The 24951-nt window shown below is 64.2% G+C and carries 26 protein-coding genes; 10 read left to right on the forward strand and 16 right to left on the reverse strand.

The features are described 5' to 3' along the window. Positions 1-17: 17 nt before the first annotated feature. The 11 genes from Q9Q94_RS07155 to Q9Q94_RS07205 form a co-directional block, all read right to left on the reverse strand. Positions 18-731 carry a hypothetical protein gene (locus tag Q9Q94_RS07155; protein WP_305979339.1) on the reverse strand — a complete coding sequence of 238 codons (714 nt, stop codon included), beginning with the start codon at positions 729-731 and terminating at the stop codon, positions 18-20. 59 nt (positions 732-790) lie between these two features. Further along, a complete protein-coding gene (locus Q9Q94_RS07160) occupies positions 791-955 on the reverse strand; it encodes a hypothetical protein (protein WP_305979340.1) in 165 nt (54 codons plus the stop codon). 16 nt (positions 956-971) lie between these two features. Beyond that, positions 972-1190: a hypothetical protein gene (locus tag Q9Q94_RS07165; RefSeq protein ID WP_305979341.1), complete on the reverse strand. Its 219-nt coding sequence runs from the start codon at positions 1188-1190 to the stop codon at positions 972-974. Positions 1191-1512: 322 nt separating this feature from the next. Further along, positions 1513-1875 (reverse strand): CoA-binding protein, encoded by a 363-nt coding sequence (locus Q9Q94_RS07170; protein ID WP_305979342.1) that lies wholly within the window; start codon positions 1873-1875, stop codon positions 1513-1515. Between the two features lie 13 nt (positions 1876-1888). Next, positions 1889-3556 carry an FAD-dependent oxidoreductase gene (locus Q9Q94_RS07175; RefSeq protein WP_305979343.1) on the reverse strand — a complete coding sequence of 556 codons (1668 nt, stop codon included), beginning with the start codon at positions 3554-3556 and terminating at the stop codon, positions 1889-1891. A 24-nt stretch (positions 3557-3580) separates the two neighbouring features. Then, positions 3581-4012, reverse strand: a complete 432-nt coding sequence (locus Q9Q94_RS07180; protein ID WP_305979344.1) for a DUF2141 domain-containing protein — start codon at positions 4010-4012, stop codon at positions 3581-3583. 4 nt (positions 4013-4016) lie between these two features. Next, positions 4017-4442 (reverse strand): thioredoxin TrxC, encoded by a 426-nt coding sequence (gene trxC, locus Q9Q94_RS07185; RefSeq protein ID WP_305979345.1) that lies wholly within the window; start codon positions 4440-4442, stop codon positions 4017-4019. Positions 4443-4746: 304 nt separating this feature from the next. After that, the gene (dksA, locus tag Q9Q94_RS07190; protein WP_305979346.1) at positions 4747-5169 is read right to left on the reverse strand and encodes an RNA polymerase-binding protein DksA; all 423 of its coding nucleotides are present in this window, start codon (positions 5167-5169) and stop codon (positions 4747-4749) included. Positions 5170-5376: 207 nt separating this feature from the next. After that, complete coding sequence (locus Q9Q94_RS07195; RefSeq protein ID WP_305979347.1) at positions 5377-6756, reverse strand: NAD(P)/FAD-dependent oxidoreductase; 1380 nt, start codon at positions 6754-6756, stop codon at positions 5377-5379. 207 nt (positions 6757-6963) lie between these two features. After that, positions 6964-8355: an ATP-binding protein gene (locus Q9Q94_RS07200; RefSeq protein WP_305979348.1), complete on the reverse strand. Its 1392-nt coding sequence runs from the start codon at positions 8353-8355 to the stop codon at positions 6964-6966. Between the two features lie 3 nt (positions 8356-8358). Beyond that, a complete protein-coding gene (locus tag Q9Q94_RS07205; RefSeq protein WP_305979349.1) occupies positions 8359-9048 on the reverse strand; it encodes a response regulator transcription factor in 690 nt (229 codons plus the stop codon). 172 nt (positions 9049-9220) lie between these two features. On the opposite strand from Q9Q94_RS07205, the gene Q9Q94_RS07210 reads away from it, so the two are divergent. From Q9Q94_RS07210 to Q9Q94_RS07240, 7 genes are all read left to right on the forward strand, one after another. Beyond that, on the forward strand, positions 9221-9751 hold the full coding sequence (locus Q9Q94_RS07210) for a Spy/CpxP family protein refolding chaperone (RefSeq protein ID WP_305979350.1): 531 nt from the start codon (positions 9221-9223) through the stop codon (positions 9749-9751). A gap of 92 nt (positions 9752-9843) precedes the next feature. Further along, positions 9844-11151 carry a ferric reductase-like transmembrane domain-containing protein gene (locus Q9Q94_RS07215; RefSeq protein ID WP_305979351.1) on the forward strand — a complete coding sequence of 436 codons (1308 nt, stop codon included), beginning with the start codon at positions 9844-9846 and terminating at the stop codon, positions 11149-11151. Between the two features lie 9 nt (positions 11152-11160). Further along, the gene (locus Q9Q94_RS07220) at positions 11161-12549 is read left to right on the forward strand and encodes an efflux transporter outer membrane subunit (RefSeq protein WP_305979352.1); all 1389 of its coding nucleotides are present in this window, start codon (positions 11161-11163) and stop codon (positions 12547-12549) included. 46 nt (positions 12550-12595) lie between these two features. Then, complete coding sequence (locus tag Q9Q94_RS07225) at positions 12596-13885, forward strand: efflux RND transporter periplasmic adaptor subunit (RefSeq protein ID WP_305979353.1); 1290 nt, start codon at positions 12596-12598, stop codon at positions 13883-13885. Continuing rightward, on the forward strand, positions 13882-14595 hold the full coding sequence (locus tag Q9Q94_RS07230) for an ABC transporter ATP-binding protein (RefSeq protein ID WP_305979354.1): 714 nt from the start codon (positions 13882-13884) through the stop codon (positions 14593-14595). Before Q9Q94_RS07225 ends, Q9Q94_RS07230 begins: the two co-directional genes overlap by 4 nt. Then, positions 14595-15812 (forward strand): ABC transporter permease, encoded by a 1218-nt coding sequence (locus tag Q9Q94_RS07235; RefSeq protein ID WP_305979355.1) that lies wholly within the window; start codon positions 14595-14597, stop codon positions 15810-15812. The genes Q9Q94_RS07230 and Q9Q94_RS07235 overlap by 1 nt, the downstream gene beginning before the upstream one ends. A gap of 18 nt (positions 15813-15830) precedes the next feature. After that, a complete protein-coding gene (locus Q9Q94_RS07240; protein ID WP_305979356.1) occupies positions 15831-16607 on the forward strand; it encodes a hypothetical protein in 777 nt (258 codons plus the stop codon). Between the two features lie 197 nt (positions 16608-16804). Here the strand turns inward: Q9Q94_RS07240 and Q9Q94_RS07245 are convergent, their stop codons facing one another. After that, complete coding sequence (locus Q9Q94_RS07245; RefSeq protein WP_305979357.1) at positions 16805-17845, reverse strand: diguanylate cyclase domain-containing protein; 1041 nt, start codon at positions 17843-17845, stop codon at positions 16805-16807. A gap of 310 nt (positions 17846-18155) precedes the next feature. Here Q9Q94_RS07245 and ovoA point away from each other — a divergent pair, with 310 nt between their 5' ends. Then, positions 18156-20267: a 5-histidylcysteine sulfoxide synthase gene (gene ovoA / locus Q9Q94_RS07250; RefSeq protein WP_305979358.1), complete on the forward strand. Its 2112-nt coding sequence runs from the start codon at positions 18156-18158 to the stop codon at positions 20265-20267. Positions 20268-20310: 43 nt separating this feature from the next. Beyond that, entirely contained in the window at positions 20311-20748 is a 438-nt protein-coding gene (locus Q9Q94_RS07255) for a nucleoside deaminase (RefSeq protein WP_305979359.1), read from the forward strand. A 15-nt stretch (positions 20749-20763) separates the two neighbouring features. Here Q9Q94_RS07255 and Q9Q94_RS07260 read toward each other — a convergent pair whose 3' ends face one another. The 3 genes from Q9Q94_RS07260 to Q9Q94_RS07270 form a co-directional block, all read right to left on the reverse strand. Next, positions 20764-21210: a hypothetical protein gene (locus tag Q9Q94_RS07260; protein WP_305979360.1), complete on the reverse strand. Its 447-nt coding sequence runs from the start codon at positions 21208-21210 to the stop codon at positions 20764-20766. 188 nt (positions 21211-21398) lie between these two features. Further along, complete coding sequence (locus Q9Q94_RS07265; protein WP_305979361.1) at positions 21399-21908, reverse strand: hypothetical protein; 510 nt, start codon at positions 21906-21908, stop codon at positions 21399-21401. 219 nt (positions 21909-22127) lie between these two features. Continuing rightward, positions 22128-22295: a hypothetical protein gene (locus Q9Q94_RS07270; protein WP_305979362.1), complete on the reverse strand. Its 168-nt coding sequence runs from the start codon at positions 22293-22295 to the stop codon at positions 22128-22130. A 131-nt stretch (positions 22296-22426) separates the two neighbouring features. Between Q9Q94_RS07270 and Q9Q94_RS07275 the strand changes: the two genes are divergently transcribed. Continuing rightward, entirely contained in the window at positions 22427-23794 is a 1368-nt protein-coding gene (locus tag Q9Q94_RS07275) for a DUF4832 domain-containing protein (protein ID WP_305979363.1), read from the forward strand. Between the two features lie 3 nt (positions 23795-23797). On the opposite strand, the gene Q9Q94_RS07280 is transcribed toward Q9Q94_RS07275, so the two are convergent. Further along, positions 23798-24799 (reverse strand): alginate lyase family protein, encoded by a 1002-nt coding sequence (locus Q9Q94_RS07280; RefSeq protein ID WP_305979364.1) that lies wholly within the window; start codon positions 24797-24799, stop codon positions 23798-23800. Positions 24800-24951: the final 152 nt, after the last annotated feature.

Below are 24951 nucleotides of genomic sequence, written 5' to 3' on the forward strand. Positions count from 1 at the left end.
GAGTGTCGCGATTGGAATCAGCCGAACTTGATGAACATCCTGGAGTAGGGCACTTTTACCTTGCCCAAAGCTGCTTTGACCTTAGCCTCATCATTGGAAAACAGTGCTGCCTTGAGGTCTGCCACCGACTTCTGGACAGCCGCGAGCATCGCGTTGAATTCCTCGTTCCTTGCATAGTCAGACGGGGCTTCTGTCTTGAGGCGAGCCGCGAGGAACTCCAGTGCGCCGGTCTGAGCGGTCAGTTCCTGAATGCCATTGGGGCCGGCCAGTGTTCTGGCTCCATCATTCAGCACGAGCTCCATCTGGGCGTGATAGGCGTTCATGTGGTCGCTATAGACAATCACGTCATTGCGATGGCGCATGTCTGCCATGATGTCGCGGGCATGCTCCAGGGTTTCATGCGCCTCGGTGAGCGCGTTCTTCGCAATCTCGGCGGCAGCCTTGTCGTAGACCTTGCTGACTCCCGCCAGCGAGCTGGCGAATTCCGTGTCGCGGTCATACGGGGCGGGCGGCGTGGCACCGAATTTCGTGGCGATGGCGCTCCAGGTCTGGCGTGCCTGGTCGATGGCCTGCTGTGCCTCTGTCTGAGAATTGCTGTTGGTCTTGAACAAGGCGACGCGATAGGGTGCGTAAGCCTTTTGCATCGCATCGGTGACGGGGTCGGCGGCACTGGCGAGACTGCTGAACAGCATGGTGCCGATCAGCAGAGCGAGTGTTTGCTTGAATGTCATGATCTTCTCCGTGGCGAAATGCAGTGATTGCAGTGTGGCCCGTCACGGAGAAGAAAGTGTTAGCGCCGCGTCAGCGTTTGTAAGCGGATGTAAAGAAAATGCAATTGTGTTGCCGAATGGCGCGCCATGCGGGCTGTGCCCGGTACGTAGTTCGGCTCGTCAAGGAGATAAGCCATCGCCAGCAACAGGCCCGCTTCAAAGCTGGCGGGTGCCGCGATGTGCATGCACTGCCAGCGTGACTCAGCTAAACGCCCCCACAAACACCAGACCTGTGCCCGCGAGCTGAAGCAGGAACGGGTTTCTCGCAACATCCCAATGCAGGATCAGAAATGCCAGCGATGCCGGCGCAAAGAGAAAGCAGGCGAGCCCCCAGACGAGGCTGGTTCTGAATGCGGCAATCAGGGTTCCGATGCCACCCACAAAAATCAGGGCGACGCCCAGAAACATCAGTACTGGCATGAAACATCCTTTGGTTGCCGAGGGCGCTTGCCCGGTTAAAAAACAAGGAGAGTGAGGCGCGAAGCGACCCGCCATGAACGGCAACGGCTGGCGAAGTGACGGGGGGCGCTGTGCCCGGGACCCACTCTGGCGGTATCGACCGCGATCTCGCTGGCCGTCCGCTCGCACCCGCGCTGCGCCATTCTAAGCCTTTGGCATTTGAAATCGCAAAGCCGCATGCGACGGATCTCTCCGGCATGCCTGTCTGGAAAGGGCCGTTCGATGCGTTTCTTCAGGGTGGATGGCTGCAAAGTCTTGTTGGGGGCGGCTCTGCGGCGAGGATCTAGAATTGCCGGGTGCGTAGCAGCACGAGGGTGCAGGCTTCGAGGTGCGGGATGCCGGCTGCGTCGAGGCGTGTATAGGCATCCGGGTTCTCGGTGCCGGGGTTGAAGATCACGCGTTTGGGTTTGAGCGCGACGATGGCGTCGAGCAGTTCGCCCTGTCTTGCCGGGCCGACGTACATCGTCACGGTGTCGACCGGGCCTTTGACGTCTGCCGGGGTGGCGACGGCGGGGCGGCCTTCGATCTCGGCGACAGCCGGGGCGACCGGCAGGGTTTCATGGCCGTACTCGGCCAGCATTTTCATGGCCTTGTTGGAATAGCGCTCGGGATTATTGCTGGCGCCAATGACGACGACTCGTTCCATTCTTCTCTCCTCTTCAGGCTGCGGGCAGTTTGCCCGGTGAGCGCGGATCGATGTTGCCGCGCATGCCGCCGCTGAAACTGGTGACATCGAAACCTTCCTGCGCGAGCAGGCGGGCGGCGAAGTAGCTCATTTTGCCGAAGGCGCAGACGGTGACGACGGGGCGGCTGCGGTCGAGTTTATCAAGACTGGCGCGCAGGGTCGGGAAGGGAATGTTGATGACCGTGCCCGGCACGGGGAAGGCTTCGGCGAGCGGCTTGGGGCGTACGTCTACAATCTGCACCTGAGGGTCGGCGGGCAATGCGCTGGTGTGGCGCACCAGACCGTCGCGGCGGTTGCAGGCGGCGAAGCCGGCGAGGTTGATCACATCCTTGGCGGCGCCGAAGGGCGGAGCGTAGGCTAATTCGAGGTGGCACAGGTCGTCGATGGTCATGCCGCCGAGAATGGCGGTGGCGAGTACGTCGAGACGCTTGTCGATACCCTCGAAGCCGGTGACCTGGGCGCCCAGGAGTTGCCCGCTGTCGGGGGCCCAGATGATCTTCAGGGTCAGTGGTCTGGCGCCGGGGTAGTAGCCGGCGTGGTGCTCGGCGTTCACCGTGACGCTCTGGTACGGTTTGCCGGCTGTGGCCAGGCGCTTTTCGCTCCAGCCGGTGATGCCGGCAGCGACCTCGAAACCGCGCACGATGGCGGTGCCGAGCGAACCGGGGTAGGGGCGGGCCGTGGCAGGCATGAAGAGGTGATCGGCGGCGGCGCGGCCCTGCCGGTTGGCGGGGCCGCCCATTGGCACGTTGACCGGGCTGTCGAGCACGCGGTCGCGGGTCTGCACCGCGTCGCCAGCGGCGTAAATGGCCGGGTCCGAGGTCTGCATGAATTCATTGACGACGATGTGGCCGCGCGGGCCGAGTTCCAGTCCGGCGGCGCGGGCGAGCTCGGTGTCGGGCTTGACGCCGATGGAGAGAATGACCAGATCGGCATCCAGCTGCTTGCCGGAGTTGAGGTGGCAGCGCAGGTGACCATCCTGCGGCTCGAAGCGCGCCACGCCGTCGCCCAGGGTGATGCCGATGTCGTGATGGCGCAACTCGGATTCGAGCAGTGCCGTCATGGGTGCATCGAGCTGCGGGAAGATCTGCGTCTGCAGTTCCACCATCTCGACGGAAAGGCCCTTGTGGCGTAGCTGCTCGGCCATCTCGATGCCGATGAAGCCGGCGCCGATCACCACGGCGCGTTGGCCTTCGGCGGTGGCGGCGACGATGCCGTCCATATCCTGCAGGTTGCGCAGGGTGTGGATGCGTGCGTCGGCGATGCCGGGTAGCGCCGGGCGTAGCGGCGAGGCGCCGGGGGCGAGCATCAGGGCGTCGTAGCGGATCCATTCATGGCGTCCGTCGGCGAGATATTTCACCTCCACCTGACGCGTGGTACGGTCGATCTGCAGGGCTTCGCAGCCGGTGCGTACGTCCAGATTCAGCAGGGCTTTCAGCGAGGCCGGCGTCTGCACGGCCAGTGCGTTGCGATCGGCAATCTCGCCGCCCACGTAGTACGGCAGGCCGCAGTTGGCAAATGAAACGTCCGGACCGCGCTCGATCATGATGATCTCGGCGTGTTCAGCCAGGCGGCGGGCGCGCGCAGCACAGGAGGCGCCGGCGGCGACCCCGCCAATGACCAGCAAACGGATTGGTGCATTCATGACAGATCCTTTCGGCGGAAGGGTTCAGTACTTCAGCTGGACGCTGATCCGGCCGCCGGTGGCGGGCTGGTCAAAGGCGCTGTCGGCGAAGGCGGGCGGACCGAAGACCTTGGGATTGTTGGAAAGACCGTAGCCTTCGAGCGGGAACATGCCCAGGCGAAGATCCAGTTTGTCGTTGGCATTTTCGTCGTGATAAGCCATCAGGGCGTAGCGTCCGGCGGGCAGATCCTCGAAGCGCAGCAACGCCTTGCCGGGCTGGGCCAGTACAGCCAGCACGCGGAAGGCCTGGGCTTCCTTGCGGAATGCATCTTCCGCGCGATACAGGCTCAGACGCAGCTTGCCGGTGGCGTTGCGCACGCCGGCAAGTTCCACCTCCAGCGTGCCGTTAGCGGGCGTCTGCGCGGCGGCGGTGCCAGCCCAGACCAGCAGGAGGAGGGACAGTGCATGTTTCATCATGTGTTCATTCCAGATAAGGGGTGACCCAGCGCACGATTTCCGGCGCCGGGCGGGCACCGGCTTCGCGAGCCACTTCGTGACCGGTCCTGAAGATCGCCAGGGTGGGAATGCTGCGAATGCCGAAGCGGGCGGCAAGCGCCGGCTGTGCTTCGGTGTCCACCTTGGCCAGCACGGCGCGGCCGTGCAGTTGCCGGGCCGCTTCGGCGTACATCGGCGCCATGCTGCGGCAGGGGCCGCACCAGGGGGCCCAGAAGTCGACCATCACCGGCAGGCCGCTGCGCGCGATTACGGCGTCGAAGTTGTCCGTCGTGAGCTCGACGGGCTCAGGTGGCAGGATGGGGTGTTTGCAGGCACCGCAAACCGGGCCATCCTGCAGGCGCTCGGTGGGCACACGATTGATCGCTTTGCAACGGGAGCAGACGATTTCCATGAGCAACTCCTTGTTGAGTTGTTGAAACTATACTGCTATGTAGTTATAAAGTAAATATTTGGCCTTGTCACGTCATCAGGGTGCCGCGTCACTCTGGTTGGTCTGAAGAGGGGCAGAAGGAACGCTTGCCGACCTGCCGTGCAGGCAGCGGAGGAGTTCTGCGACGGGGTGCCTGAAGATTCGCCTGCAGCAATGATCTTCAGGCGGGCTCGTCCGGGATCATTGCTGCAGGCGGGTTTCTGGGTAGAGCGGCCGGAGAGGTCCGCTGGAGGCGGGTTTCAGCCCGGCAATGCGCGGGCTGCCTTTAGCCGCCCTGCATCTTGCGGCGGATTTCGTGGCGCTCCTGCGCTTCGACGCTGTAGGTGGCCGTCGGGCGGGCGATCAGGCGGGCGATGCCGATGGGCTCGCCACTCTCTTCACACCAGCCGTAGCTGTTGTTGTCGATGCGTGCAATCGCTTCGTCGATCTTGTGCAGCAGCTTGCGTTCGCGGTCGCGCACGCGCAGCTCCAGGGTGTGATCTTCTTCCTGCGAGGCACGGTCGGCCGGGTCCGGCGTGGCGACATAGTCCTGCAGATGTTCGGTGGTGTTGTGTGCGGATTCGAGCAGAGCATCGCGCTCGGCGACCAGGCGGGCGCGGAAGAATGCGAGCTGGGCAGGCGACATGTATTCATCGGCCGGCGCGGCGAGAATCTGCTTTTCAGTGAGCAGTTTGCTGCCTGGGTTCATCGTTGCGTCCCTTGTTCATGTCATGTGTTGATCGGGCCAAGCGCTTGTCCTGACCGACAGTGCGAGCAGACAGAGCTGTCTGGTCGTGACTCACCATACACTGCCGCCTGACCGGACTCAAGACATTGGCAATGGCAGGGGCAAAGGCGGCGCGAAACCGCCCTTTAGAGCGTGGTACGGCAACAACATCATTGCGCTGTTGCGGGTTCAGTCGGTGCTGCCGGCATCGGCACTGGCCAGTGCCTCGCGGTGATTCCGCCGTCGCCAGGCCCAGGTCTTGATTGCCTGGGGCAACAGGCTCAGGCAGGAGCAGTAATAGATGAATTTGAAACCCAGCAGACGCGGGCCGATCGGTGTGTTGCGGAACAGATCGCCAGCCAGGATCGAGACGACGGCTTCCTGCATGCGCCACACGTTGCTGGGCTGCATGAAGATCTTGCGGATGGCCGGCGAGGTGATGCGGTAGATGAACCACGAGAACATTTTCGGGCCGTGCACGATGACGCGCTCAAAGCGGCGGAAGGCTTTCTCGGCCTGCTTCGCTTCACCGCGCAGCCAGTGGTCAACGGCTGTGCTGCATTCAAATGCGCTGTTCATGGCGAGGTAGACGCCGGAAGAGAACATCGGATCGACGAAGGCGAAGGCGTCGCCGATCATGGCAAAGCGCTCGCCGCGGCAATAGGCCGAGTTGTAGGAGAAGTTGCCGGTGGCGGTGGCAGGTTCGACCATCCTGGCATCTTTCAGGCGCTCGGCAAGCTTGGGCACCAGCGCGATGGTTTCCATCAGGAAGCTCGATGGATCGCTCTTGCGAGTCTTGAAATACACCGGCGAAGCGACTGCACCGACGCTGACCGTGCCGTCGCGCAGCGGGATGTACCAGAACCAGCCGTGGTCGAACCAGAAAATCGAAATGTTCCCCTCGCGCCGGCCGGCACCACGCCAGGCTCCGGTGAAGTGGCCGAACAGCGCCGCACTGCTGTGATCCGGGTTGCGCTGTTTGATGCCGAGCTGGTTGGCGAGCAGGGTGTCGCGGCCGCTCGCGTCGATCACGAAGCGCGGGCGCCATTCGGTGTCCACGCCATCGTCGCCCTTGATCCTGACCGTGGCACGCTCGTCACCGCCTTTGCCCGCATGCATGTCCACATGGGTGACGCGTTGCCCTTCGAAGCAGCGAGCGCCGCGTTTCTCCGCGTGACGGAAGAGAAGCTCGTCGAACTCCGAACGACGCACGTGCATCGAGTAGGGAAAGGATTTGTCCATCGCCTCGGCGAAGGTCAGGTCACTGGTGTGCTCATGCCAGGGCGAGACGAATTCGACACCGTATTTGGTGATGCCGATGCGCTCGATATCGGTGCGCACACCCAGCCGGTCGAACAGTGGCATGTTCATCGGCAGCAGGGATTCGCCGATGTGAAAGCGCGGGTGCTGCGACTTCTCGACCATCACCACGTCATGCCCGCGTTCTGCGAGCAGGGTGGCGGCGGTTGAGCCAGCAGGGCCGCCGCCAATGATCAGCACGTCAGGGGTCGTGCCGGTGAAGGGCGGACGCGATTCTGCGCAGGCCGCGCCCGGATTCTGTTTGTCCATGATCTCTCCAGGGTTTTATGCTTTATCGGTATGTTTGGCCGACGATAGCATGCGCACCCGGAGTGCGGCATCGCTGGGCAGAAGAAATTCTGACCGGCTATCTGGAGAGCCGCATGCAGCAACACTCTTCAGCATGGCGTGCCATACAGGTCCGTACCGTGAGGCTGTGCAGCATGGCACGCTGAAGAGGCCCGTCAGAAGCGGCTCTCAAGGCATGCTTGCGGGCAGGTCGATGTGGACTTCCAGCCCGCCGGTGCTGCGGTTGCGGGCGCGGACCTGGCCGCCGTGAGCCTCGATGGCGCGCCGTGCAATCGCCAGACCGAGGCCGTAGCCGCCGCTGCCGGCATTTTCACCACGGTGAAACGGCTCGAAGATCGTGGCCAGCTCGGCTTCGGCTACGCCGGCGCCGGCATCTGCAATGGTGATGTGCAGGGCGCGAATGGTGCTGTCGCGGCTCAGGTTCAGCTCCACCACGCTATCCGGAGGGGTGTGACGCAAGGCGTTGCGCAGCACGTTCTCGACGGCACGGTGCAGCAGCTCACCGCGTGCCCGGATGATCATTTCGCCATCCACGCTGCTGGTGAACACGATGCGCCGTGCGCTGCCTTCTGCCTCGAAACGGGCGTCCTCGACCACGCTATCGAGCAGCTCGACGACATCGACGTAGTCATCCGCGTGCTGCACGCTTTGCGCCTCCAGCCGGGCGAGGGTCAGGATTTCGCCGATCAGGGCGTCGAGCCGTTCGCTCTCGCGTTCGATGCGGGAGAGTGCCGCGTCAACCTGGGCCGGACTTTGCCGCGCCAGGCCGACGGCCACCTGCAGGCGGGCCAGCGGCGAACGCAGCTCGTGGGACACATCGTGGAGCAGACGGCTTTGCGAGCCCATCAGCTGTTGCAACTGCTGCGCCATGCCATCGAATTCGCGGCCGAGTTCGCCGATCTCGTCGCGCCGGCCATCCATGCTCTGGGCCACTCGCACGTCGAGCTGCCCATGCGAGGCGGCCAGAAATGCATCCTGCAGCTTGCGGATCGGGCGCGAGAAGTGGCGGGCAAGCAGGGCGCTGACGGCCAGGCTGGCGAGCAGCGCCGCAATGGCCAGAGCGATGGGCGCTTCAATGCGCACATACGGTAGCAGGGGTGCGCGTTCCGGTGCCCGCGCTGCGGTCAGCGGGAAAAACATCAACCATTCATGCCCGGCGGTATCCTGCCAGGCGCGCACGCCGCGTTTGCGCCAGTCGCCCACCCGTTCGCCATCCCGCGAGGCGTGCCATTCGGCCAGCCTTTCGCGCGCAATGCCCAGCGCCTCGGCGGGCACTTCGCGGCCGAGCAGGTCAGCCCCCTCCTCATTGACCACGAGCGGTGGAGCGCCGTCGTGAGCCGGCCAGCTCTCCAGCAGCGAGCGCAGGGCGCTTTCGCCACCATACTGGGCGACCGACCAGGCCGTGCGCAGGGCGATACTGCTGCGCGGCCCGGCGGCCAGCACGCTCTCCTCGCTGCGGCGCGCCTCTTCCTGAATGGCCAGCGCGGCCGTGACGCCGATCACGGTCAGCAACAGGGTCAGCCAGAAGCCGGCGAAGATTTTCCAGAACAGGCGCCCCATCGCTCACTCCACGATGTACTGATAGCCGATGCCGCGCACAGTCTGGATCGGCGAACGGCCATCGGCGAGCAGACCGAGCTTGCTGCGCAGATTGCTTACGTGCACGTCGATGCTGCGGTCATAGCGGGCGAGCGGCCGGCCGAGCCCTTTTTCGGACAGATCGTTCTTGCTGACCGGGCTGCCGGCCTGGCGGGCGAGCACTTCAAGCAGATTGAATTCGGTGCTGGTCAGGTCGAGCAGGTTGCCCGCCCATTCGGCGCGGCGCTGTTCGGGGCGCAAGCTCAGCAGACCAACCGCAATCGGCATCTGGGCCTCGTGGCCGCTGGCGACGCTGCCGGCGCGGCGCAGGATGGCGCGGATGCGCGCCACCAGCTCACGCGGTGTGCAAGGCTTGGGTACGTAATCATCGGCGCCCAGTTCCAGACCCAGCACGCGATCAATGTCGTCGCCGCGTGCCGTCAGCATGATCACCGGAACGCGGCTGGCCTGGCGAATGATGCGCAGCGCCTCGATGCCGTTCATGCGCGGCATCATTACATCCAGAACGACGATGGCATGTTCGCCGCTGAGGGCGGCGGCGGCGCCTTGTTCGCCATCATTTGCGGTGTCCACCTCGAAGCCTTCCACGCGCAGGTATTCCGCCTGCAGCGCACACAGCTCGGTGTCGTCATCGACCAGCAGTACCTTGGTCATTTTCAATTCATCCTGTCAGAACAGGCGCCCATGATACGACCGGGGCATGGCTGCCAAACCCTGCTTACGCTTCCTTAACCAGAATTTACGGGCGGCTGACACAGCTTAACTGCCCCGGCGCCCACACTGGCATCACCCGATCAACCCGATCAGAACCCCAGAGGAGCCTGTCATGACCGAACTGAATTCCACCATCCGCCGTTTCCTTACCGTCAGTGCCGTGGCCCTGGCCCTGCCCATGAGTGCATGGGCGCAGCAGGCTGCCGGCAGCGCCCCCGCTGCCCCGGCTCAGGATGCTCGCGCATCGGTGCAGCAACGCCCGCATGGGCATCACGGTCATCACGGCCGGATGGATGCGGGCATGCGCGGCGATCACCTGTTCATGCTGCGTGGGCTGGATCTGAGCAGCGCACAGAAAGATCAGGCCAAGGCCCTGTTTGAAGCTCAGCGCCCGGCCATGCAGGAAAAACGCCAGGCCGTGCGTGAAGCCCGCGATGCGTTGCATCAGCTGGTGATTTCCGGCAAATACAGTCCTGAGCGCGCCGCCGAACTGGCCAAGGATATTGCCCAGAAGGAAACCGCCCAGATGCTGTTCATGGCCGAACAGGGCAACAAGCTGGTGCAGATCCTGACCCCCGAGCAGCGCACCAAGCTGCAGACGCGCATGCAGGACAAAGGCGCCGCGCACGGTGGCCGCCGTTAAGCCTGCAGCATTCCTCCTGAGCCCCGCAAGCCGGATCCGGCCGTACACGATCCGGGCTTGCGAGGCCCGAATTTCGCCCACGGAATCCCATCATGAAACGCGTCCTTCTGCCCTTGAGCCTGCTGATCACTGCCCTGTGGGCACTGAGTCAGTCAGCGGAAATCCTGACTTTTGCCGCCCCCTTCCTTGATCTGCGCAAGGCACTGACGATTCTGAGCGGCGCGTTGGCGCTGGGCTGGATGAGCTATTCGATGCTGCTGGCGCTGCGGCCGGTGTGGCTGGAGCAGTGGCTGGGCGGGCTGGACAAACTGTTTGTCGAACACAAATGGGCCGGTATTGGCTCGGTGCTGTGGGTCGTCACGCATTGGCTGATTGAATTGTCGCCGCGCACCCTGGTGGCCTGGGGCTGGGTCACCCTGCCACCTCGCGCTCCGCGTGGTTCCCGCCCGCCGCTGGACTGGTGGATTGCGCTGGCCCGTCAGCTCGCCGAGCCGGCTGCCTGGCTGATGATTGCGCTGGGCATCGTCGCGCTGCTGCGCTTCGTGCCTTACAGCTGGTTCCGCAAGCTGCACAAGCTGTTCCCGATCGCATTCCTGATGGGCGCGTATCACAGCGTCTTCATTCCCGGCGGGATCAGCGCCTCAGCGCTTGGCGCCATGATGGTACTGATGGCCGTGTTCGGCAGCGGGGTGGCCGTCATGTCACTGGCCAGCCTGATCGGTCGTCAGCGGCGTGTGGCAGGGCGCGTCAGTCACATCGAGCAACATGCCAGTGGTGTCATCGACCTGAGGGTGCAACCGACGGGCAGCTGGCCGGGTCATCGTGCCGGCCAGTTCGCCTTGCTGACCCTGGATCGGCACGAGGGGCCACATCCGTTCACGATTGCTTCGGATTGGCAGCCTGGCAGCAGTCTGCGCTTCACAATCAAGCCGCTGGGTGACTACACCTGCAAGCTGGCGGGCAGTGTGAAGCCCGGTGACGTGGCACAGATCGAAGGGCCGTTCGGTGGCTTCGATTTCGGCACGGCCGCTGAACCGCAGTTGTGGGTGGCCGGGGGGATCGGGATTGCCCCGTTTCTGGCACGCCTCGATGCGCTGGCAGTCCAGGGCGGGGCAAAACAGAGGATCGTGCTGTTCTACAGCGTGCGCAATGAGCAGGAAGCGCTGTTCCCGGTCGATCTGCCCGAGCTGTGCGCACGTGCCGGGGTCGAGCTGTTGCTGCGCGTGGAAAGCCGTGACGGGCGTTTCAATCCTGCCGAAATTGCTCTGCGCCTGAGTGCCGAAGCCAGCGTATGGTTTTGTGGTCCGGCCCGCTGGGGAGATGGTTTGAAGCGTTTCCTGCGGCGCCAGAACGGCTTGGGGGCGCAGGCATTTCATCAGGAAATCTTCGAGTTCCGCTAAGCTACTGAGATGTCTCGACGCGTCCCCCTGTTGTGCCTCCTGAGCAGTCTGCTGGCCGGCTGCATCAGTGTAGGCCCCGATTACCGCGAACCCGCGCCGGTATTGCCTCTCCATTGGCATGCCGTGGACAGCGGCGCTGCAAGCGGCTCTCCAGCCGGGTGGTGGCGCAGCTTCGATGATCCGGCGCTCGCCGGCCTGATCGACGCGGCGCTCGCCACCAGCCCGGACCTGCGCACGGCCCAGGCCCGACTGCGTGAGGCCCGCGCCCGGACCAGCGTGGCCGAGGCCGCGCGGTACCCAGGCATCACCAACGATATCAGCGGCAGACGCAGCGAAAGCGCCGGCAAGGGCGTGGCGACCGACACCTACAGCATCGGCTTCGACGCCAGCTGGGAGATTGACCTCTTCGGTGGTACCCGGCGCAGCGTGGAAGCCGCACAAGCCAATGCCGAGGCGGCCGCAGCCGGCGTGCGGGATGCCCGGGTGACGCTGGCTGCCGAGGTGGCGCGCAATTACCTCGACCTGCGCACCCAGCAGACCCGTCTGCAGATCGCCCGCGACAATCTCGCCAGTCAGGCCGAGACCGCGCAACTGGCGCGCTGGCGCCAGCAGGCCGGGCTGGTCACCGAACTCGACGCCTTGCAGGCCGGCAGCACGCTGGAATCCACCCGTGCCCGCATTCCGGCGCTGGAATCTGCCGTGGAAGCGGATCTCAACAAGCTTGCCGTGCTCGCAGGCCTGCCGCGCAGCGAGATCGAAGCACGCTTCGGTGCGGCTGCACCGATCCCGCTTACGCCGCCCGCACTGGGTGTGACGATTCCGGCCGAAACGCTTCGCCAGCGCCCCGATGTGCGTGCCGCCGAACGCAAGCTGGCCGCCGCTACAGCCAGCATCGGTGTGGCAACCGCCGAGTTGTATCCGGGCCTGAAACTTTCCGGCAATGTCGGCCTCTCCGCCCTGAGCACCGATACCCTGCTGCGCCCCGAAGCGGCCAGCAGCAGCCTGCTCGCCAGCCTGACTACGCCGGTCTTCGATGCCGGGCGGATCCGGCGCAACATCGCCATCCAGAATGCCCTGCAGGAGCAGGCACTGATTGCCTGGGAGAAAACCGTGGCGCAGGCGCTGGCCGATGTTGAAACGGCCCTGGTGGCTCTGGCCAAGAGCCGCGAGCGTGCCCGCAGCCTGGTGCTGGCGGCTGATTCGGCGCGTCTTGCGGCACAGCTCGCGCAACACCGTTATGCCGGTGGCTTGATCGATTTCGGCACCCTGCAGGATACGCAGCGCAGCCTGCTGTCAGCCGACGATGCACTTGCCTCGCTGCGTGGCGAGGAAGCCAGCGCACTGGTTCAGCTGTACAAATCGCTGGGCGGCGGGTTTGGTGAAGAGGCTGCACCGTGACCCGCCATGACCTGCCGTGCCACGCCCTGACTACTCCGGACATGCCATGACCGAAACCACTCAGAACACGCCCTCCGGCATTGCCCAGGTCCTTGCCGGCAGCCGCAAGAAACCACGCACCCGGCGCCTGTGGCGGCTGCTGATCGCGATTGCCGTGCTGATCCTGGCCGGTGGCGTGTATGCCTGGCTGCAGGGGCGCTCGGCCAAGGGGCCGCAATACACCACCAGCACCGTTGCGCGCGGCGACATCACGGTGACCGTGACCGCCACCGGCAACCTGCAGCCGATCAATACGGTGGATGTCGGTTCGGAAATCTCCGGCACCATCGCCAGTGTCTATGTCGATTTCAACGACAAGGTGAAGAAAGGCCAGGTGCTGGCCCAGCTCGACACGACCAAGCTGCAGACCGCACTGGAGCGCTCGCGTGCCACCCTGGCCGCCAATCAGGCACGCGTGCAGCAGGCGCGTGCCACGCTGGAGGAAAGCCGTCAGTCGCTGGCCCGGTTTGAAGAGGTCTCCCGGCTCTCAGGTGGCAAGGTACCCTCGGCCACCGAGCTGGATGCGGCACGCGCCAAACTCGCCCGGGCGTTGGCCGATCTGGCTACGGCGGAAGCGGCAGCCAATGAGTCGGCTGGCGCGGTGAAGCAGGGCGAAACCGATCTGGGCAAAGCCACCATCCGCTCGGCGACCAATGGCATCGTCCTCAAGCGCACGGTGGAGCCGGGCCAGACCGTGGCGGCTTCGCTGCAGGCGCCGGTGCTGTTCTCGCTGGCCGAAGACTTGTCCGAGATGGAACTGATCGTTGCCGTGTCGGAGGCCGATGTTGGTCAGATCAAGGAAGGCATGCCGGCGACCTTCACGGTCGATGCCTGGCCGGACAAGAGCTTTCCCGCCACCATCCGCCAGGTGCGCTATGGCGCCACCATCGTTGACAACGTGGTGAGCTACCAGACCGTGCTGCTGGTGAAGAACACGGATCTCAAGCTGCGCCCCGGCATGACGGCCACGGCCGACATCAAGGTGGCCGAGCACAAGGATGTGCTGCTGGTGCCCAACACCGCGTTGCGCTTCAAGCCTGCCGAGGCGCAGAAAAAAGCCGAGGGCGGCGTGATGTCCATGCTGATTCCGCGCCCGCCCGCACCGCCCAAGCCCCAGGCGCGCGGCAATGGTGAAGGCGGCAGGAACCGTGCCCGCGTGTGGGTGAAAACGGCCGAGGGCATCAAGCCGGCGCCGGTGCGCACCCTGCTTTCCGATGGTCGCAACACCGAGGTCGAATCGAAAACCCTGCAGGTCGGTGACGAAGTGGTGACTGACGCTGTGGAGAAGGCCAAGTGAGTGAGCGCCTGAGTGGCTCCCTGATTTCACTGCGTGGGGTCACCAAGACCTATGGCAGCGGGCAGGCCGCCTTTCAGGCACTGAAAGGCATCGACTTCGACATCGCTGCCGGCGAGTTCGTTGCGGTGATGGGGCCGAGTGGCTCCGGCAAATCTACCGTCATGAACATTCTGGGTTGCCTCGACGTGCCGACTTCGGGCGAATACATCTTCCTCGGCGAACATGTCGAAAGCCTCAGTCGCGACCAGCGCGCGCTGTTGCGCCGTCACTATCTGGGTTTCGTATTTCAGGGCTTCAACCTGCTGGCGCGCACCACGGCGCTGGAGAACGTCGAACTGCCCCTGCTGTATCGCGGCCTGCCGCTGGCGGAACGTCACGCCAAGGCGCGTGCCGCCCTGGCTCTGGTCGGACTGACCGGCTGGGAGCACCACACGCCGGCGGAACTCTCCGGCGGGCAGCAGCAACGCGTGGCGATTGCCCGCGCCATCGTGACCCAGCCGACCCTGCTGCTCGCCGATGAGCCGACCGGCAACCTTGACTCCGAACGCGGCGCCGAGATCATGGCGCTGCTTACCGGGCTCAATCGCGAGCACGGCATTACCGTGCTGATGGTCACTCACGAGGCCGACATGGCTGCGTATGCGAGCCGTACCCTGCGCTTCGTTGACGGCGTGGTGGGGCATGACACGTCTTACGTGGGGGCCGACTGATGATCTGGAACGCCCTCCTGCTGGCCCTGCGCGAAATCCGTCGCAACCTGATGCGCGCCTCGCTCACCGTGCTGGGCATCGTCATCGGCGTGGCTGCCGTGATCACCATGGTCACTCTGGGCAATGGCGCCACCGCCCAGATTACTGCGCAGGTGGCGAGTCTGGGCTCCAATCTGGTCATCGTGCGGCCCGGCCAGCGCATGTCGCCGGGTCAGGCGGCAGGCTGGGCGCCGGCCTTCAAGGAAGACGACATTACCGCCATCCTCGAAGCCGTGCCGGCCGTGCGCAGCGCCACCGGCACAGCACAGCGCGGCAGTTCCCTGAGCTATCTGGCCGAGAACACGTATACCCCGGTGATCGGCACCACCCCGAGCTACCCCGAGGTGGGCAACTGGAGCTTGACCGAAGGCCGTTTCTTTCACGATGGCGAGCAGCGTGCCGGGCGCGCCGTGTGCGTGCTCGGTGAGTCGGTACGCAAGACCCTGTTTGCCGGCACCAGCCCGCTGGGGGAGAAGATCCGCTTCCGCGGCGTCGCCTGCGAGGTGATCGGCGTGCTCGCCCCCAAGGGGCAGTCTGCGATGGGACAGGATCAGGATGACGTCGTGCTGATGCCGCTGAAAGCTTACCAGCGCCGCGTCGCGGGCCGCCGCAGCCGGCAGGACGTGGGCACCCTGATGCTTTCGGTGCGAGATGGCATGAGCACCGAGAAAGTGGTCAAGGAAGTCACCGAACTGATGCGTGAGCGGCGCAATCTGGCGCCCAACGAGAGCGACAATTTCTCGGTCTTCGATACCAAGCAGATCGCTGACGCGCTATCAAGCACCACGCGCATCCTCACCGCGCTCCTCGGCGCAGTGGCAGCGGTCAGTCTGCTGGTGGGCGGCATTGGCATCATGAATATCATGCTGGTGTCGGTGACTGAGCGCACCCGCGAAATCGGCACCCGGCTGGCCATCGGCGCACTCGAATCCGAAGTGCTGCTGCAGTTCCTGGTTGAGGCGGTGGCGCTGTCGTCCTTTGGTGGCCTGCTTGGCATCGCACTGGCCCTGATCGCCTCATTCGGCCTTACCAGCGCGATGAACCTGCCTTTCGTACTGGATCTGAACATCATGCTGCTGGCCTTCATCGTGTCTGCCAGCATCGGCGTGCTCTTTGGTTTCGTGCCGGCACGCCGCGCCGCGCGGCTCGATCCGATCGAGGCGCTGCGCCACGAATGACCTGCATCGGAGATTGCCATGCGCCTTTGTTCCCGCTTCCTGACCCTCCTGTGTGCGCTGCTGCCGGCTCTGGTCAGCGCTGCGGAAACCCGCGACATCACCCTCGCCGCGGGTGAAGTGTTCCGGCTCAGCGAAACCGAGCAATGGCGCTTCGAAGTGCAGAAGGAGGCCAGTGGCCGTTTTGCCGATGTGCGGATCAGCCCGAAGCAGGGCAACAGCTTCATCCTTGCCCTTTACTTCATTGCCGACACGCCTGATCTCGCTCGCCTCGATACGCCGGAAAAAATCGCCCGTTCGGTGAGCGAAGGAGCCGAAAAATACCTTGCGAACAGTGTCGAGAAAGACATCACCCTGCAGGCGATTTCGGCGCGGGGCAGCTATGGTTACCGGACCGTGCTGACCGATGCCGATCCGCGCAGTGCGCCGGGCGGATATCGCTACATCACGCGCGGCATGGTGCGCCTCTCGCCGGACTCCGCGCTGGGCTTCAGCCTGCTGAGTCAGGAGATCAACACCGCGGCCTACAACCGCCTGCTCAACTACGTGTACAGCTTCATCAGGCTGGCTCCCAACAGCGCGCAAAGCGCACCCGCCGTGCCGCTCGCCACGACAGCACCTGTCGCCAGACCCTCCGCCAGCTTCAGCTCCAGCTCCAGCCCCAAGCCCGCTCCGGCGCCTACCGCGAAAGCGCCGGTGTCGCGCCAGCCCCGGCCGGGCAGGGCCGGCCAGGATCTGCGCGATTGCCTGAATCTGCCCACCGCCGCTGAAGTGGCGCGCTGTACTCACTCCCGCTGAAGCATCGGTCTGCCAAGCCGCATCCAGCGGGCTTCTCCGGATAGCCTGCCTGTTCAGCCTTGTGCAGAGCGGATTTCCAGCATGGCATGCTGAAGAAGTCCGCGGGAGGCGGCTTGGCAGGAGGGGACGTGCAGCCATTCAGGTGGCGTGCGTAAAAAGCCACCTCAGTCCTCCGGCACAACGGTTGCCGTTGCAGGCTAGCGTGCCGGTCCCACCTTGGCGGGCTCGACGGTTTGCTGGCAATTGCGGCCGGCCTGCTTGGCGCGATAGAGCGCTGCGTCGGCCTGGTGAAGAAGTTCTTCCGCCGCGTGCAGGCGCGAGGCGTGCAGACTGGCCAGACCCAGACTGACCGTGACAATGCCGGGCGGGATGTTGGCGTGGGGCAGGGCCAGCGACCAGATGCCCTGCTGGATGCGTCGTGCGGTTTCGCGCGTTTCGTGCGTGTTTGAATTGGGCAGGAGCACGACGAATTCTTCGCCACCGTAGCGGGCGACCAGATCGCCGGCGCGTTGTGCGGCTTGTGTCAGGGCCTGGGCGATGGCCTGCAGGCAGGCATCACCAGCCGGGTGGCCATAGTGGTCGTTGAAGTGCTTGAAATGGTCGACATCCAGCATGATCAAAGACAGGGGCGCGCTGGCGCGCTGGGCACGACTCCATTCCTGGGCGAGCATGCGATCGAAGCTGCGGCGGTTGGCAATGCCGGTCAGCGCGTCGGTGTAGCTCAGGGCTTCAAGCTTGTTGTTCGCTTCGGCCAGTTCCCGGGTGCGTTCCTCGACGAGGGCGGCGAGCTCGGCGTTGCGCTCCTGCAGGCCATTGATGGGGTAGACCTCGCCATCCTGTACGAGGTGATAGGGAATCGAGATGCCACTGTGGATGATCTTCCAGTCCTGGTCTTCCAGCCGGAAAATCAGGACCAGCCGGGCGGTTTCGCGCGACAGGATGTGATCGGGGGTGGGCAGGTGGATGTGGAAGAAAGCGGTGCTCGCCACCACGTCGTCGCTGATGTCCTGCAGGGAGACATCCAGCATTTCGATGCCCAGACGACCCGGCACCTGGGCGAAGTCCTGGCGGGTGATGCTGATCCATTCCGCCTTGCTGGTCACGAGGCAGTTGCCGCCACCGGTGTAGCCGCTGAAATTGTCGCTGAAGCGCGTGGTGAGACGGTCGTCACGGGACGCGTACATCTCGATGTATTCATCGAAGAGTGAGCGAATCAGCTGCTGGCGTTCCGTGCGCATGGGACAAACCTGTTTCTGGGGGAGGAATGTGCGCGTTGCGTTTGACGCGCCCTGTCAGGATGGCGGAAATTGGCGACAACCCGGGGCCGCACTGTCCGAAAGTCTTCCCCCTTGTTTCAACATGGTTTTACGGCCGCGCGTGACGCAACTTTACCGCGGGATGCCGGTCTGGCCTCAAATCAGGCTTCTCCGGTCAGGCGTGGCCAATGGTCGGCTGCTCGCGTGCAGGTTACGGGGGCTATGATTGCGCTTGCAGGCTGTGTGGCCTGTGAGCCTTCCACCGACAAAGAGAGTCATCTTGAGCGCCTCCATGACACCCGTCCGGTTCCCGCGCACACCCTTGCTGAATGGTCACGATGTCCGGCAGATGCGGCAGACCGTGCGCGACTATTTCCACGCCACCTTTGACCGCTACGAACAGCTCTTTGAAGTGCTGAGCTGTGACGAGGCTTACTACCGGAAGCCGATCACGCTGCGGCACCCACTGATTTTCTATTACGGCCACACCGCCACCTTCTTCATCAACAAGCTGCTGCTGGCCGGCCTGATCACCGAGCGCATCAACCCGGCCTTCGAGTCGATGTGCTCGGTGGGCGTGGATGAAATGAGCTGGGACGACCTCTCTGACGCGCATTACGACTGGCCGGCGGTGAGCGAGCTGAAGGCCTACCGTGATGCGGTGCGGGCGAAGGTGGATGCGGTGATCGCGAACGCGCCGCTGACTTTACCGATTGACTGGAGCAACCCCTGGTGGGCGATCCTGATGGGCATCGAGCATGAGCGTATCCATCTGGAAACCTCGTCGGTGCTGATCCGTCAGCACGTGCTCGATTTCGTGCAGCCAAATGCTGCCTGGCAGCCCTGCCGTGAAACGGGTGTGGCACCGGCGAATGAACTGCTTGCGGTGGCCGCTGGCAGCGTAAGGCTCGGCAAGGCGCGCGAGGATGCGCGCTATGGCTGGGACAACGAATACGGTCAGCGTCACGCGGCGGTTGCCGCCTTTCAGGCCAGCCGCTATCTGGTGAGCAATCAGGAATTCCTCGGTTTCGTCGAGGCCGGCGGCTATGCGCAGGATGCGCTGTGGACCGAAGAGGGGCTGGGCTGGCAGCGTTTCAGCCAGGCGACGTGCCCGACTTTCTGGCAGTGCCGCGAAGACGGCTGGCGTCTGCGCCTGATGTGCGAGGAAGTGCCCATGCCCTGGGACTGGCCGGTGGAGGTGAATTACCACGAGGCCAAGGCGTTCTGTACGTGGAAGTCACGCGAGACCGGGCTGCGTGTACGTCTGCCGAGTGAGGATGAGTGGTATCGCCTCTACGATCTGGCGGGGCTGGGTGAAGTGCCTGCTCAGGAGCCTGCGGCGGCCAATCTGCATCTCGATCACTGGGCATCCTCCTGCCCGGTGACGCACTTTGCCCACGGTGATTTCTTCGATGTGGCGGGCAATGTGTGGCAGTGGACCGAGACGCCGATCTATCCCTTCGAGGGTTTCGAGGTTCATCCGATCTACGACGACTTCAGCACGCCGACCTTTGACGGGCGCCACAACCTGATCAAGGGCGGCTCGTGGATCGCCTGTGGCAACGAGAGCCTGCGCGATTCGCGCTACGCCTTCCGGCGGCATTTCTTCCAGCATGCCGGTTTCCGCTACGTGGTGAGTGAGGCTGAGGCGGCCGCGCCGAACGTGTTCTACGAGAGCGACAAGCAGCTCTCCGAATACGCCGAATTCCACTACGGCGACGAATACTACGGCGTGCCGAATTTTCCGAAAGCGCTGGCGCAGATCGCGATTGCTGCGATGGCCGGCAAGCCGGCGCGCACGGCGCTTGATCTGGGCTGCGCCACCGGGCGCGCGAGCTTCGAGCTGGCGCGGCATTTCGAGCATGTCACCGGCGTGGACTTCTCCGCACGCTTCATCAATCTGGGCGTGCAGCTCGCCGCACAAGGCGAAGTGCGCTACACGCTGGTCGATGAAGGCGAGCTGGTTTCCTACAAGACCCGGCGGCTGGCTGATCTGGGGCTGGAGTCTGTGCGCGACAAAGTGAGCTTCCTGCAGGGCGACGCCTGCAATCTCAAGCCCATCCTGACCGGCTTCGACCTGATTCTGGCGGCCAATCTGATCGACCGGCTGTACGATCCGGCGGCCTTCCTGTCTGCGGTGCATGAACGCCTGAACATTGGTGGCGTGCTGCTGATCGCTTCGCCCTACACCTGGCTGGAGGAGCACACCCGGCGTGAGGACTGGCTGGGTGGCTTCAAGAAGGATGGCGAGAATTTCACCACGCTGGATGGTCTGAAAGCGCTGCTGGGCAAGCATTTCCGCCTGATGCAGGCACCGCAGGAAGTGCCCTTCGTGATCCGCGAAACGCGGCGCAAATTCCAGCACACGCTGTCGGAAGTGACGCTGTGGGAGCGGCTCAGATAAGCCGCAGGTTTCACGTTGCCGCAGGCGACTGAAAGGAATGGCGATGGATATCTACATGCAGGCCGCCATTGACGAGGCGGAGCTGGGGCGTGCCGAGGGTGGCATTCCGATTGGTTCGGTGCTGGTGCATCACGGCAAGATCATCGGGCGCGGGCACAACCGGCGTGTGCAGAATGGCAGCGCGATCCTGCACGGCGAGATGGATGCACTGGAGAATGCGGGGCGCCAGCCCGCGCAGATCTACCGGGAGTGCGTGCTGTACACCACCTTGTCGCCTTGCCCGATGTGCAGCGGCGCGGTCGTGCTGTATGGCATTCCACGCGTGGTGATTGGCGAAAACCGCAGCTTCATGGGCGAAGAGGAATGGCTCCGGTCGCGCGGGGTGGAGGTCGAGGTGCTGGAGGACCGCAGCTGCATCCGGATCATGAGCAACTTCATCGCCGAACACCCCGAGTTATGGAATGAAGACATCGGCGTCTAGCGCCGGACTGGCCGATTACACGGACAGCATCCTGATCAGCTGAGTGTCACCGCTGTTCGCCACCTTCTCGGCCAGCGCATTGGCCTTGATCTGCTCCTGAGCCTCCAGCCTCTCCCTGATTTTGGCCGCGATGGCCTTTTCGATGGCGGCGCATTTCTCGGCGGGCATGGCTTTGAGGTCTTCTTCGGTCAGCCCCATTTCCTTGAGGATGGCTTCGCGCATGCGCTGCTCGGGGGTTTTGCTCATGTATTCGCGGAATTCAGCCAGCGCGGCAGCATCGGCTTCCCGGGCGGCACGGTTGCGGTCGGCCACACTCAAGCCTGGTGTTGCAGTGCTGGCGCTGCCTGTGCCGGAGAGGGCCTGTTCCAGCGCGCGCTGAAAGCTGTCGGTCGACGTCGTGCTGCGGGAGCTGCCCGCCAGGCCGCTCGTCGATGTGGCGTTCTGAAGCTTGGTGATCAGCATGGTGGTGAGCTTTCACGACAGGGGTGTTCCCTGTCCATGCAATCGGCGTACCAGACCGTGCGGCCTTGCTGCGGTTGCCGCGCATTGGGAGGCGTGGAAAATCCTGCCGGGCGAGCGCGCTTTTTTGCCGGCAGAAACCGCCGGAGTTTGCCGTTTCCCGGGCGTACCGCTCCCGGGAGAGGCGTCGTTCAATCGTTGCCGGGCCGGCGGAAATCGTCCTCAATCCAGGCGTTGGCGCTGCGCAGGTTGAAGCGGAAATCCGGCCCGACACGCACCCGCGCCAGCACTTCGCCGGTGGCGTCGAGCGCGGCGAGCAGGGCGTGCGGCTCGTCCTCGTCGGGGATGATCTCCAGGGTGATTTCAAGCGGCCCGTTCTCCGTGCTGACGGTGAGGCGCTTGTGATGCATGGCGTGCACGTGCTGCTCGTGGCGGCGGATGACTTCGCTGGCGGTCTTGATCAGGGTGCTGAAGGCGAAGGCATCCAGCGGTTTGGGATTCTTCTTGTCGCGGCCCATCGTCCACGGGCCGACCAGCGCGGGTTCGGGCTCGCCATCCTTGATCATCTCGACGGCCCAGCCGTCGTCGTCTTCGTTCTTGATGACGCGGGCCGTCCAGCCCCTGTCGATCCACAGGCGGGGTTCGTTCACGGCGCTGGGGATTGCGGCCTCGGAGGCTTCGTGCTGCAGGTCTTGGGTCATGGCAGGATTGTACGTGGCTGCGCCTTGGCGCAAGCTGCTTTAAACAGGGGTGGCCGGAGAGCCGCCTGCAGAGTGCTTCTGCAGGTAGTCGTCCGGCTCAGGCAGTCTGGATGCGGGTTTCCGGGCAGGGGGACGGCGCAGGCTTGCTGCGTGCGGCCGGGCAGGCGGGTGCCCGGTGGGTGCAGACGTCAGACCCGGCGGACATGCGTGCTGTCTCGATCAGCTTTCCGCTGCATCCGCAGCGGGTTGCGGGGAGGTCTCCGGGGTTTCGTCGCCGATGTCCTGATCGCTGCCGCCCTCGTTCTTGCGCTTGAGCTTTTCTTCTTTCTTCTGTTTCTTTGCGAGTTCGCGCTGACGTTTTTCGTAGGAATAGTTTGGTTTGGCCAAGATGCGATCTTTCACTTTCGGGTTGTGGATGGCCTATACGGTAAGCGATTTCCGGGAATTAAGCTGCATTGCTGCGTGCCGGGCCCGGTGAATGCCTACAATGAGGCGGCGTTCTCCACCCGGGATCCCTCATGTTCAAGTCCCTCGCCATCGTGCTGTCTGCCTGTCTGCTGTGCCTTGCCGCGACGGCGGCCGAACCGCTCTGGCAAACGCAGGTCCATGCGCCCGCACCGGTCGACAACCCGCTCAAGGGGCTGGTGCCGTATGCCGGCGCGGCCAATCCGGACGGCTTTCCGCACAGCATGGAGTTCAGCTATTTCCCCCTCTCGGCCGTTTTGAAGGCGCCGGGTCGATACGACTGGACGGTACTGGAGCGCTTTCTGGATCAGGTGGCCGGGCGCGGGCATCAGGCCGTGTTGCGTTTTCATGTCGAATATCCGGGCAAAACCGGCAGCCTGCCCCCCTACCTGCTGGATGCCGGAGTCGGGCTGACGCGCTGGCAGCGGGCCAGCACCCCGCCGCGCCCGCCGGTGGACAACGAGACGCCGGACTATGCGAACCCCGTTTTGCGCCGGGCGCTGACGGACTTCATCGCGGCCTTTGGCGCACGTTACGACGGCGACCCGCGCATCGGCTTCATCACGGCGGGTCTGCTCGGCCTGTGGGGTGAGTGGCACAACCATCCGCGTACCGAGCTGTTTGCTGACAAGGCTCTCCAGGCGGCGGTGATGGATGCCTACGCGCAGGCCTTCCGCAAGACGGCCGTGCTGCTGCGTTATCCGGCGGGCGAGGCCGATCCGGTCTACGTGGCGAATGCCGGAAGCCGCTTTGGTTTTCACGACGATTCCTTCGCCTGGAATACGCTGGCGACGAAACCGCATTACTTCGTGGCCAAGCTGCAGGCGGCCGGCGCACTCGATGCCTGGCAAACCCGCCCCATCGGCGGCGAGATCCGCCCCGAGGCCTGGGGCAAGGTTTTCGATGCCGAACCGGGTCTGGCAGCACTGCAGGATTTCGCCCAATGCGTGGAGGCGACCCATGTGAGCTGGCTGATGGATTCCGGCATGTTCAAGGCGGGCAATTCCCTGGAACGACGTGAGCGCGCCATCGCACAGGTACGCCGCATGGGCTACGAGTTTCACGTGACGCAGGTCGCGCTGGTGCAGCAGGCCGAACAGCTGACGGTGAAGCTGCAGATTGAAAATCGCGGGGTGGCGCCGTTTTATTACCCCTGGTCGCTGAAGGGCGTGCTGCTTGATTCTTCAGGCAAGCTCGTCCGGGAGGCTCGCGGGACGGGCGTATTGGCGGGCATCCTGCCGCAAGCCGCGCCAGCAGCGCGTGAACAGGTGTTCGATCTTGCCGGCCTGCCCGCCGGGACGTACCGCGTGCTGCTGCAGGGAGAAAACCCACTACCGAAGGGCCAGCCCGTGCGCTTTGCAAATGCGCGGCAGGATGCGGACCAGACCGGCTGGCTGACGCTGGGGGCGATTGTGCGCTGACGCTCAGCGCGGATCGAACACGCCTCGGGCAATGATCAGGCTCACGCTGCCGCCCAGATCGCGTACGTAACTGTTGTCGTCGCTGCTGAACAGGCCATCGAAGCGCTCGCCCTGCGGCGCGTGGGCGCGGCAGGCGAGAATCCAGCCCAGATCACGCTTGGGCGGCACGACTTGCGGTGCTGCGCCGGCTTCCTTGTCGAACCACGCCGGGTCGCGCAGGCCTGCCGCCACACGCGTCATCAGCTTGTCCAGTCTGGCCTCACGCAGTACGAACCAGTCTTGACGGGTCTTGCGCGCCATCTCGGCCATCATCGCCAGCGGCATGGCCGAGAAGTTGTGATAGTGCAGCGCGCGAATGCCACGCGTCATCTCGTGGGGCAGCGTGCCGTCGTCGCGGATGTCGGAGAGTCCTGCTTCATAGATCTGGCGTGCTTCGGCGAGCAACTCGGCATCGTTGGTGGCGACGGCGGTGGCCATTACCCCGACACCGGTCCAGTAGTAGTGGTTGTTGCGGGTTTTTTTCGGGTTGTCGGTCCAGTAGGCCAGCGTCGCCCTGGACACTGCCTTGAGCCAGCCATCAATGCGGCTGCGCTGCTCGGCACTGGCCTTGTCACGTACCTTGTTCCAGGCAATCGCCGCCGTGGCGTTGGTCCATTTGCGGACGTACTCGGACTGGTCGTTGTTCACCCGCACCATGTTGCCGAGCATTGCGCCATCCTGCGCCCAGCGCTCCAGCCAGGCGATGGCGCACGTAGCGGCATTGTTGTCGCCTTTGTCCAGATAGCGGTCGGACTGTTTGGCAAGCTGGGTGGCGAAGTCCTCGAAAGGCTTGGAGGCTTCGCGGGTTTCCTTGAATTTTGCCTCGTCGCGGACCGACTTGGCTTCGTCGCTGTAATAGCCAGCGATCCTGATATCTGCGGGGCCGGTGCTGGGCGCGGGGCAATCGGCGGCTGCGGCGCTCAGGCTGATGAGTGTGAGCAGGAGGATGGCTGGAGAGCGGCGCATGGCGTGCCTTTCAGGGATGCCTGCCTGCAAAAGCACACCAGAAGCGGCTCTGCGGGCAGGGTGCTGCGAGAATCAAACGCAGTGCGGCTCGACAGGGAGGCCCCAAAAGCGGAAACGCAGCCCCTACAAGAAGTACGGCAAGGAGGTGCCGC

The sequence above is a fragment of the Uliginosibacterium sp. 31-16 genome (genome assembly GCF_030730865.1).
GTDB lineage: Bacteria > Pseudomonadota > Gammaproteobacteria > Burkholderiales > Rhodocyclaceae > Uliginosibacterium.

Bases quoted from the DNA above. Each gene is read 5' to 3' on its own strand.
- Q9Q94_RS07155 (WP_305979339.1), bottom strand. From the start codon at position 731: ATGACATTCAAGCAAACACTCGCTCTGCTGATCGGCACCATGCTGTTC.
- Q9Q94_RS07160 (WP_305979340.1), bottom strand. From the start codon at position 955: ATGCACATCGCGGCACCCGCCAGCTTTGAAGCGGGCCTGTTGCTGGCG.
- Q9Q94_RS07165 (WP_305979341.1), bottom strand. From the start codon at position 1,190: ATGCCAGTACTGATGTTTCTGGGCGTCGCCCTGATTTTTGTGGGTGGC.
- Q9Q94_RS07170 (WP_305979342.1), bottom strand. From the start codon at position 1,875: ATGGAACGAGTCGTCGTCATTGGCGCCAGCAATAATCCCGAGCGCTAT.
- Q9Q94_RS07175 (WP_305979343.1), bottom strand. From the start codon at position 3,556: ATGAATGCACCAATCCGTTTGCTGGTCATTGGCGGGGTCGCCGCCGGC.
- Q9Q94_RS07180 (WP_305979344.1), bottom strand. From the start codon at position 4,012: ATGATGAAACATGCACTGTCCCTCCTCCTGCTGGTCTGGGCTGGCACC.
- trxC (WP_305979345.1), bottom strand. From the start codon at position 4,442: ATGGAAATCGTCTGCTCCCGTTGCAAAGCGATCAATCGTGTGCCCACC.
- dksA (WP_305979346.1), bottom strand. From the start codon at position 5,169: ATGAACCCAGGCAGCAAACTGCTCACTGAAAAGCAGATTCTCGCCGCG.
- Q9Q94_RS07195 (WP_305979347.1), bottom strand. From the start codon at position 6,756: ATGGACAAACAGAATCCGGGCGCGGCCTGCGCAGAATCGCGTCCGCCC.
- Q9Q94_RS07200 (WP_305979348.1), bottom strand. From the start codon at position 8,355: ATGGGGCGCCTGTTCTGGAAAATCTTCGCCGGCTTCTGGCTGACCCTG.
- Q9Q94_RS07205 (WP_305979349.1), bottom strand. From the start codon at position 9,048: ATGACCAAGGTACTGCTGGTCGATGACGACACCGAGCTGTGTGCGCTG.
- Q9Q94_RS07210 (WP_305979350.1), top strand. From the start codon at position 9,221: ATGACCGAACTGAATTCCACCATCCGCCGTTTCCTTACCGTCAGTGCC.
- Q9Q94_RS07215 (WP_305979351.1), top strand. From the start codon at position 9,844: ATGAAACGCGTCCTTCTGCCCTTGAGCCTGCTGATCACTGCCCTGTGG.
- Q9Q94_RS07220 (WP_305979352.1), top strand. From the start codon at position 11,161: ATGTCTCGACGCGTCCCCCTGTTGTGCCTCCTGAGCAGTCTGCTGGCC.
- Q9Q94_RS07225 (WP_305979353.1), top strand. From the start codon at position 12,596: ATGACCGAAACCACTCAGAACACGCCCTCCGGCATTGCCCAGGTCCTT.
- Q9Q94_RS07235 (WP_305979355.1), top strand. From the start codon at position 14,595: ATGATCTGGAACGCCCTCCTGCTGGCCCTGCGCGAAATCCGTCGCAAC.
- Q9Q94_RS07240 (WP_305979356.1), top strand. From the start codon at position 15,831: ATGCGCCTTTGTTCCCGCTTCCTGACCCTCCTGTGTGCGCTGCTGCCG.
- Q9Q94_RS07245 (WP_305979357.1), bottom strand. From the start codon at position 17,845: ATGCGCACGGAACGCCAGCAGCTGATTCGCTCACTCTTCGATGAATAC.
- ovoA (WP_305979358.1), top strand. From the start codon at position 18,156: ATGACACCCGTCCGGTTCCCGCGCACACCCTTGCTGAATGGTCACGAT.
- Q9Q94_RS07255 (WP_305979359.1), top strand. From the start codon at position 20,311: ATGGATATCTACATGCAGGCCGCCATTGACGAGGCGGAGCTGGGGCGT.
- Q9Q94_RS07260 (WP_305979360.1), bottom strand. From the start codon at position 21,210: ATGCTGATCACCAAGCTTCAGAACGCCACATCGACGAGCGGCCTGGCG.
- Q9Q94_RS07265 (WP_305979361.1), bottom strand. From the start codon at position 21,908: ATGACCCAAGACCTGCAGCACGAAGCCTCCGAGGCCGCAATCCCCAGC.
- Q9Q94_RS07275 (WP_305979363.1), top strand. From the start codon at position 22,427: ATGTTCAAGTCCCTCGCCATCGTGCTGTCTGCCTGTCTGCTGTGCCTT.
- Q9Q94_RS07280 (WP_305979364.1), bottom strand. From the start codon at position 24,799: ATGCGCCGCTCTCCAGCCATCCTCCTGCTCACACTCATCAGCCTGAGC.